This window comes from Paraburkholderia sp. BR10141, assembly GCF_056155635.1.
In genome coordinates this window covers 1-570 of sequence record NZ_JBMIQH010000138.1, presented here as the reverse complement: position 1 = coordinate 570, position 570 = coordinate 1, and the positions used below count along the sequence as shown (strand labels likewise).

Sequence of the window (570 nt, the reverse complement as noted above, 5' to 3'; positions counted from 1 at the left end):
TGCGCGCGTCGATTTCGGCCGACAGCGACGCGACCGGCCGCAGCATCTTGCGTACCAGATCGGCGACGACCAGCAGCAGAATCGGCAGCAGGATGATTAGGGGCATCGCTGTCCGCCCTGCGCCTTCGCGCGCGGTGTCATCCCGCACGCCCGCATCCTGGGCGACTGCGATACGCTCGCCGTTCGCGAGCGTGTGAATCAGCACGCGCACCGCCCGTCCGTCCGCATCGAGCGTATGGAAACCGTCCGGCAGCGTCGCTGCACCGGCGAGTCGCCAGTCGCCGGCAGCAAGCGGCGCCCCGTCGCGTTTCAGCGGTTCGACGATCACGCGCGGCGCTTCGTCGCTCTCCGGCGTGTGTATGGCACTGCCGGTCGGCGAAGCAGGCATCGGCGCGCTCTGGCGATCGAGCAGCGTCGCAATCTGACGCAGCACGTCGTCCTGGAATTCATGTGCCTCGACGTACGCCGACGAGAACGAAAAGGCCGCCGCCGCGGTCGCGACGACCAGGATCGCAACCGAGAGCGCGACTGACAGACGGAACTGGATCGATTCTTTCAGCCGTTTCTTGA

General features: G+C 66.8%; 1 pseudogene. It reads right to left on the bottom strand.

The annotated features are described in order from the left end of the window. Window positions 1-570: pseudogene (locus ACOJB8_RS41200) on the bottom strand (two-component sensor histidine kinase); the annotation flags it as partial.